The sequence below is a fragment of the Nocardioides sp. genome (genome assembly GCF_041600255.1).
In the GTDB taxonomy this organism is placed as follows: Bacteria; Actinomycetota; Actinomycetes; order Propionibacteriales; family Nocardioidaceae; genus Nocardioides.
Window position 1 is genome coordinate 59435 of the sequence record NZ_JBFIKK010000001.1, and the last position, 6768, is coordinate 66202.

Consider the following 6768-nt stretch of genomic DNA (forward strand, 5'->3'; position numbering starts at 1 on the left):
ACTACAGTGGTCCCCGTGACCAGCATCGGATTCTCGCCCGGCCTCAAGGTCGACGAAGACGTCCGTGAGGACCGTCGCACCGTCCCCACCGACGATGGCGACCACGAGCGTTTCTCGCACTTCGTCGACAAGCACAAGCTCACCGAAGCGATGGTGATGGGCACCTCCGTGGTCGCCCTGTGCGGCAAGGTGTGGGTGCCCAGCCGTGCCCCGGAGAAGTTCCCGGTCTGCCCGGAGTGCAAGGAGATCTGGGAGTCGATGAACCCCGGTGGCGATGGCGACGGGAACTCCGACGCGTGACGGGACGGCCTGACGCCGCTCCTCTCACGCCCGCACTTCCTCCGGCCTGGCCGGAGCGTGCTGCCTGGGGCACGGCCCCGTCACTGCGTGCGTGGCAGACAGCGGCCATGGAGCAGTACTTCTCCGCTCACCCGCGCGACTTCCTCGCCGTCGCCACCCCCGGAGCCGGCAAGACGACCTTCGCGCTCTCGGTCGCGGCCGAGCTGCTCGGTCGACGCATCGTCGACCGGATCACGGTCGTCGCCCCCACCGAGCACCTCAAGCTCCAGTGGGCCGAGGCGGCCGCGCGGGCCGGGATCCCGATCGACCCGACGTACTCCAGCGGCAAGGGCAAGACGTCGCAGGACTACGTCGGCATCGCGGTGACGTACGCCGGCGTCGCGGTCAACCCGTTGGCCATGCGGATCCGCACCGAGAACTTCAAGACCCTCGTCATCCTCGACGAGGTGCACCACGCCGGCGACGCGCTGTCCTGGGGGGAGGGGGTCCGGGAGGCGTTCGAGCCCGCCACTCGGCGCCTGGCGCTGACCGGGACGCCGTTCCGTTCCGACGTGAACCCGATCCCCTTCGTCACCTACGCGCCCGGCGCCGACGGCGTTCCGCGTTCGGTCGCCGACTACACCTACGGCTATGCCCACGCGCTGGCCGACCACGTGGTCCGCCCGGTGCTGTTCATGGCCTACTCGGGTGAGATGCAGTGGCGAACCCGCGCCGGGGACGAGATCACCGCCCGACTCGGCGAGCCGCTCACCAAGGACCTGACCAACCAGGCGCTGCGCACGGCGCTGGACCCCTCCGGGTCGTGGATCCCCTCGGTGCTGGCGGCGGCGGACAAGCGGCTCTCGGAGGTGCGCCGCCACGTCCCCGACGCCGGTGGGCTCGTCATCGCCACCGATCAGGACGACGCCCGGGCCTATGCGAAGGTGCTGCGTCAGATCACGGGCGAGGCCCCGACCGTCGTGCTCTCCGACGAGAAGCTGGCCTCGAAGAAGATCACCGCCTTCACCGAGAGCACCGATCGGTGGATGGTCGCGGTCCGGATGGTCTCCGAGGGCGTCGACGTGCCGCGGCTGGCTGTCGGCGTCTACGCCACCACGACGTCCACGCCGTTGTACTTCGCCCAGGCGATCGGCCGGTTCGTTCGCGCCCGTGGCCGAGGCGAGACGGCGTCGGTCTTCCTGCCCTCGGTGCCCAACCTGCTCGGTCTGGCCACCGAGATGGAGGTCGAGCGCGACCACGTGCTCGGCCGCCGGATCACCGACGAGGACGACATCTTCGCCGCCGAGCAGGACCTGCTCAACCAGGCGCAGGCGGGGGAGTCGGCCTCCGGGGACGAGATGCTGGTGCCGTTCGAGGCGCTGGGCTCGGAGGCCCGGTTCGACCGGGTGCTCTTCGACGGCGGCGAGTTCGGCCACGCCGGTGAGGTGCAGGTCGGCTCGGAGGAGGAGATGGACTTCCTCGGGATCCCGGGGCTGCTCGAGCCGGCGCAGATGCGTGAGTTGCTCCAGCAGCGGCAGAGCGACCGGGCGAAGAAGCAGAAGGCGGCGGGGCCGAAGCAGTCCGAGCCGGACACGGTCGCCGAGGTGTCCACCCACGAACAGCTCGCCGTGCTGCGTCGTGAGCTCAATGGGCTGGTCGCGGCCTGGCACCACCGCACGGGGCAGGCCCACGGGATCACCCATGCGGCCCTGCGCAAGGAGTGCGGCGGGCCACCGGCGGCGGTTGCCTCGGCAGAGCAGCTGCACGAGCGGATCAACCGAGTCCGGGAATGGGCGGCGACCCGCAAGTCGTCCTGACCTGCGGCCACCTGCACCTAGACTCGCGAGCATGGCCGCCGAGACCTCCCAGACGCTCGATCGCGGCCTCCGGGTCCTCGATGTCCTCGCCGGTACGCCGGGCGGGCTCACCGTCACCGAGCTCGCCTCGAGGCTCGAGGTGAACCGGACGGTCGTCTACCGACTGATCAGCACGCTCGAGCAGCACGGCCTGATCCGCAAGGACGCCCGAGGGCGCCTGCACGTCGGGCTCGGCGTCCTGCACCTGGCCTCGGCGGTGCAACCAGTGGTGCGCGACCTCGCCGTGCCGGTGCTGCGAGGGTTGGCCGAGGAGGTGGGGTGCACTGCGCACCTCACGGTCGCGGACGGTGACGAGGCGCTGGCGCTGGCCGTGGTCGAGCCGTCGTGGACGGACTTCCACGTGAGTTATCGGGTGGGTTCCCGCCACCCGTTGAGCCAGGGGGCGGCGGGCAAGGCGATCCTGCTGGGGCGCGAGCCCGAGATGGTCGACTTCGCGACGACCGAGGGCGAGCTCCAGCCGGGCGCCCGCGGGCTGGCGGCGCCGGTTCGTGGTGTGGAGGGCCTGGAGGCGAGCGTCGGCATCGTGACGCTCGGGCCGCTCGACGTCGAGGTCGCGGGGCCGTTGGTGGCCACGGCGGCGGCCGAGGTGGCCGTGCGGTTGAAGTGACGGGCTGGGGTGTGTGCGATCGGGTGTCGGATTCACTGGTTAACCTGTGAATCTTCCGAGTTGAGCGCGCGTAGAGGCGCGCTGCGGTCCCATGCGCCCCATACGTCACGTCGAACATGGGAAACCCGCACTTCACCCGGGGAGTTATCTGGGTGAAGTGCGCAATTCACTGGTTAACCAGTGAATCCCCCCTCCTCCACCGCCAGCGGCAGCACCCGGTACGGCACCTGCGTCGCCAGCGCGATCACGGTGGAGGAGCGCACGATGACCGGGTTCTTCAACACCTGGTCGATCACCCGCTGCAGATCGGTGTTGGACCGCGCCACCACTCGCGCCCACATGTCGCCCGCGCCGGTGATCGTGTGCGCCTCCAGCACCTCGGGGATCGACGCCAAGTGCGCGCCGACTGCGTCGTGACCGCCCGGCCGGCCCTCGCGCCCGCCGGTGTCCTGGCGGATCTCGAGGGTCAGGAACGCCGTCACCGGATAGCCCAGCGCCTCGGGGGAGAGCTCCGGGCCCCACCCCGTGATCACCCCACGCTGGGTCAGCTTGTCGAGCCGGGCCTGGACCGTCCCGCGAGCGACGCCGAGCCGCCGCGACGCCTCCAGGACGCCGATCCGGGGGTCGTTGGCGAAGAGTTCGATCAATCTGCCGTCGAGATCGTCCATCAGCCACCCCTCTGGTGAGCACATTGACCAGTGTTTCGTCGTACTGTTGCACAGGATGACCTTCCCCGTCAGGCTGGAGACATGACGGTGACCTCTGGAACCCCCTCGACCGACAGCACCGGCGGTGCCCTCACCGCCGACGAACTCAAGGCGGACCTGACCCTCGAGCAGCTCAAGCAGCTCGTCGGCCTCGTCGAGTACGACGCCAGCAGCGACCCCTTCCCGGTGACCGCGATGGACGCCGTGGGCTTCGTGGTCGGCAACGCCACCCAGACCGCGAACTTCTACCAGCTCGCGCTCGGCATGGAGCTCGAGGCCTACCGCGGCCCCGAGACCGGCACCCGCGACTCCAAGTCCTACGTGCTGCGCTCCGGCAGCGCCCGCTTCGTCTTCACCGGCGGCGTCACCCCCGACAGCCCCGTCCTCGAGCACCACCGCAAGCACGGCGACGGGGTCGTCGACCTGGCCCTCGAGGTCCCGGACGTCGACAAGTGCATCGCCCACGCCCGCTCGGTCGGCGCCACCGTGCTCGAGGAGCCCCACGACGTCTCCGACGAGCACGGCACGGTCCGGATCGCCGCGATCGCGACGTACGGCGAGACCCGCCACACGCTGGTCGACCGATCGGAGTACGACGGCCCGTACCTGCCCGGCTACGTCGCCCGCGAGACCACCGTGACCCGTCGCGAGGGCCACCCCAAGCGGCTGTTCCAGGCGATCGACCACTGCGTCGGCAACGTCGAGATCGGCCGGATGGACGAGTGGGTGACCTTCTACAACAAGGTCATGGGCTTCACGAACATGGCCGAGTTCATCGGCGACGACATCGCCACCGACTACTCGGCGCTGATGTCCAAGGTGGTCGCCAGCGGCAATCACCGGGTGAAGTTCCCGCTCAACGAGCCGGCGATCGCGAAGAAGAAGTCGCAGATCGACGAGTACCTCGAGTTCTACGACGGCGCCGGCTGCCAGCACATCGCGCTCGCGACCAACGACATCCTGCGCAGCGTCGACATCCTGCGCGACAACGGCATCCAGTTCCTCGACACCCCGGACTCCTACTACGACGACCCCGAGCTGCGCGCCCGAATCGGCGAGGTCCGGGTGCCGATCGAGGAGCTGAAGAAGCGCCGGATCCTGGTCGACCGCGACGAGGACGGCTACCTGCTGCAGATCTTCACCAAGCCGATGGGCGACCGGCCCACGGTCTTCTACGAGTTCATCGAGCGGCACGGTTCGCTCGGCTTCGGCAAGGGCAACTTCAAGGCGCTCTTCGAGGCGATCGAGCGCGAGCAGGAGGCTCGCGGCAACCTCTGATCCCACCGCAACGACGGGCACCCTCCACTCGGCGGGTGCCCGTCGCGGCGTTCGGGCATGATCTGCGGATGGCGACCTACCTGGCCTTCCTGCGCGCGATCAACCTCGGTGCCAGGCGCCGATTCGGCAAGGACGACCTCGCCGCCGCCGTCGAGCGAGCCGGTTTCACCGAGGTGGCGACCCACCTCAACACCGGCAACGTCCGCCTCGTCTCCACGCTGCGCTCGACGGCCCGGGTGGAGGAGGTGCTCGAGACGGCGTTCCTCGCCGACCGCGGCTTCGAGGTCCCGACGATCGTGCTGACCCCCGGTGAGCTGGCCGAGGTGGTCGCCGACGCGGAGACCCTCGCCGACGGTCACGCCGGCAAGCAGTTCGTGTCGTTACTCAAGGAGGCGCCGGCTCCGGAGGCGATCGAGCGGTTCGAGCAGCTGAGCACGCCCGACGAGCAGGCCCGCGTGCGCGGCCGGGCCGTCCACCTGCTGCTGGGGGAGAGCTACCACCAGGCCAGGCTGACGAACGCCGTGGTCGAGAAGCACCTCGGCGTCGCCACCAACCGGAACCTCACGGTGCTGCGCACCCTGGCCGAGCGGTGGGGCTGAGCCTCACACAGGGGTGGCGGCCGGTGCGCTCTCGACCCGCTGGAGGTCCCGCACGGACCGCGAGAGCAACGTCACCAACGGAATGATCACGAGGGCGACACCGGCGACCCAGATCACCCGCTCGAGCCCGAACATCAGCGCCAGCGGTCCGGCGACGATCTGACCGATCGGGACCGCGGCGAACGAGCCGAGCGCGTCGTACGAGAAGGCGCGCGAGAGCATCTCGTCGGGCACGTTCTCCTGCATGGCGAGGTTCCAGCCGAGGCTGAAGACCTCGATGCCGGCCCCGGCCAGGACAGCGGCCACCAGGACCACCACCAGGTGTCCGTCGAGTCCGAGAGCGATCATCGGGAGTCCGTACAGCGCCGTGCCGAGCATGCCCCAGAAGAGCGGCCGCTGCAGGGTCAGCCGCAGCATCACCGCGGTGGTCACCAGCAGGCCCACGGCCTCGGCGGAGAGGATCAGGCCCCAGCCGGTCTCGCCGATCGCACTCTGCTTGGCCAGCACCGGCCCCAGGGTGAAGAAGCCGCCCTGGTGGATCGCGCAGAGCAGGGAGAACGCGGCGACGACCACCCAGAGCCACGTGGTCCGGGTGAAGTAGGTCCAGCCCTCGCGGAGCTCGGTGACCATCGACGTCGGCTGCCCGGTGCGCACCGGTGCCGGCAGCTTGACCCGCGACAGGAGTGCCGCGGAGACCAGATAGGTCAGGCCGTCCACGGCCATGGCCCAGCCCGCTCCCGCCCCGACGACCAGGAGCGCGGCAAGGCTCGGTCCGATCACGGTCAGCGAGTTGCGGACCATCGACATCAGCACGTTCGCCGGCTGCAGCTGGCTGCGGGGCACGAGCTGGGGAAGGATGCTGGCCATCGCGGGGAAGCTGATCGCGGCGACCACGCCGTTGACAGCCGTGAGGCCGATCAGGTGCCACAGCTGCGCCGTACCGCTGATCACCAGGTAGGCGATCGTCAGTTGGCTCAGCCCGGCCAGCACGTTGGACGTCTGAATGACCAGCGTGCGCCCGAACCGGTCGGCGATCACGCCGCCGGCGAGCAGGAAGACGAGCATCGGGATGCTGTGCGCGGCCAGGACAACGCCCAGGGCGCTGGGGGAGTGGCTGACCTCGAGCACGGCGAACGCCAGCGCCACCGTCCCCATCGTCGTGCCGACCAGGTTCACGCTGCGGGCGTAGAAGTACCACCGGAAGTTGTGCTCATGCAGGGGTGCGAGCGATGCCGACCAGGTCATCGATCCTCCTGCGCGGGCGCGCGGGGGCCGTCCTGCATGGCGAACGCAGCCATCGTCAGGTTCACGTGCACCGATCCGTCGCTGTGCGGCTTGCGCGCCTCGGCGTGCACCACGGACGCCGCCTCCCGCACCAGCGCCATGGCGCGCTCCCAGGTCTCGGGGTCGACCCAGAGCTC

Annotated in this window: 8 protein-coding genes; 5 read left to right on the forward strand and 3 right to left on the reverse strand. The window is 69.9% G+C overall.

The window, feature by feature from the left end; all coding sequences use genetic code 11:
- The first annotated feature begins 15 nt into the window (after positions 1 to 15).
- The 3 genes from ABZE72_RS00325 to ABZE72_RS00335 are packed head-to-tail and all read left to right on the forward strand — an operon-like array spanning position 16 to position 2763.
- The gene (locus ABZE72_RS00325; RefSeq protein WP_372727009.1) at positions 16 to 300 is read left to right on the forward strand and encodes a DUF3039 domain-containing protein; all 285 of its coding nucleotides are present in this window, start codon (positions 16 to 18) and stop codon (positions 298 to 300) included.
- A complete protein-coding gene (locus ABZE72_RS00330) occupies positions 297 to 2096 on the forward strand; it encodes a DEAD/DEAH box helicase (protein ID WP_372727010.1) in 1800 nt (599 codons plus the stop codon). Before ABZE72_RS00325 ends, ABZE72_RS00330 begins: the two co-directional genes overlap by 4 nt.
- A gap of 31 nt (positions 2097 to 2127) precedes the next feature.
- Positions 2128 to 2763 (forward strand): IclR family transcriptional regulator, encoded by a 636-nt coding sequence (locus ABZE72_RS00335; RefSeq protein WP_372727011.1) that lies wholly within the window; start codon positions 2128 to 2130, stop codon positions 2761 to 2763.
- 173 nt (positions 2764 to 2936) lie between these two features.
- Here the strand turns inward: ABZE72_RS00335 and ABZE72_RS00340 are convergent, their stop codons facing one another.
- Positions 2937 to 3431, reverse strand: a complete 495-nt coding sequence (locus ABZE72_RS00340; RefSeq protein ID WP_372727012.1) for an Lrp/AsnC family transcriptional regulator — start codon at positions 3429 to 3431, stop codon at positions 2937 to 2939.
- An 81-nt stretch (positions 3432 to 3512) separates the two neighbouring features.
- On the opposite strand from ABZE72_RS00340, the gene hppD reads away from it, so the two are divergent.
- Together hppD and ABZE72_RS00350 are read left to right on the forward strand one after the other, a co-directional pair.
- The gene (gene hppD, locus ABZE72_RS00345; RefSeq protein ID WP_372727013.1) at positions 3513 to 4748 is read left to right on the forward strand and encodes a 4-hydroxyphenylpyruvate dioxygenase; all 1236 of its coding nucleotides are present in this window, start codon (positions 3513 to 3515) and stop codon (positions 4746 to 4748) included.
- Positions 4749 to 4816: 68 nt separating this feature from the next.
- Positions 4817 to 5347 carry a DUF1697 domain-containing protein gene (locus ABZE72_RS00350; protein ID WP_372727014.1) on the forward strand — a complete coding sequence of 177 codons (531 nt, stop codon included), beginning with the start codon at positions 4817 to 4819 and terminating at the stop codon, positions 5345 to 5347.
- A gap of 3 nt (positions 5348 to 5350) precedes the next feature.
- Here the strand turns inward: ABZE72_RS00350 and ABZE72_RS00355 are convergent, their stop codons facing one another.
- Both ABZE72_RS00355 and ABZE72_RS00360 read right to left on the reverse strand, forming a co-directional pair.
- Positions 5351 to 6592, reverse strand: coding sequence for an MFS transporter (locus tag ABZE72_RS00355; RefSeq protein ID WP_372727015.1), 1242 nt, complete (start codon positions 6590 to 6592; stop codon positions 5351 to 5353).
- Positions 6589 to 6768: hypothetical protein (locus ABZE72_RS00360; protein ID WP_372727016.1), on the reverse strand; the 180-nt coding region annotated here is incomplete at its 5' end. The genes ABZE72_RS00360 and ABZE72_RS00355, both read right to left, overlap by 4 nt.

Coding starts and splice junctions, on each gene's coding strand:
- ABZE72_RS00355 (WP_372727015.1), bottom strand. CDS start 6,592: ATGACCTGGTCGGCATCGCTCGCACCCCTGCATGAGCACAACTTCCGG.
- ABZE72_RS00335 (WP_372727011.1), top strand. CDS start 2,128: ATGGCCGCCGAGACCTCCCAGACGCTCGATCGCGGCCTCCGGGTCCTC.
- ABZE72_RS00350 (WP_372727014.1), top strand. CDS start 4,817: ATGGCGACCTACCTGGCCTTCCTGCGCGCGATCAACCTCGGTGCCAGG.
- hppD (WP_372727013.1), top strand. CDS start 3,513: ATGACGGTGACCTCTGGAACCCCCTCGACCGACAGCACCGGCGGTGCC.
- ABZE72_RS00340 (WP_372727012.1), bottom strand. CDS start 3,431: ATGGACGATCTCGACGGCAGATTGATCGAACTCTTCGCCAACGACCCC.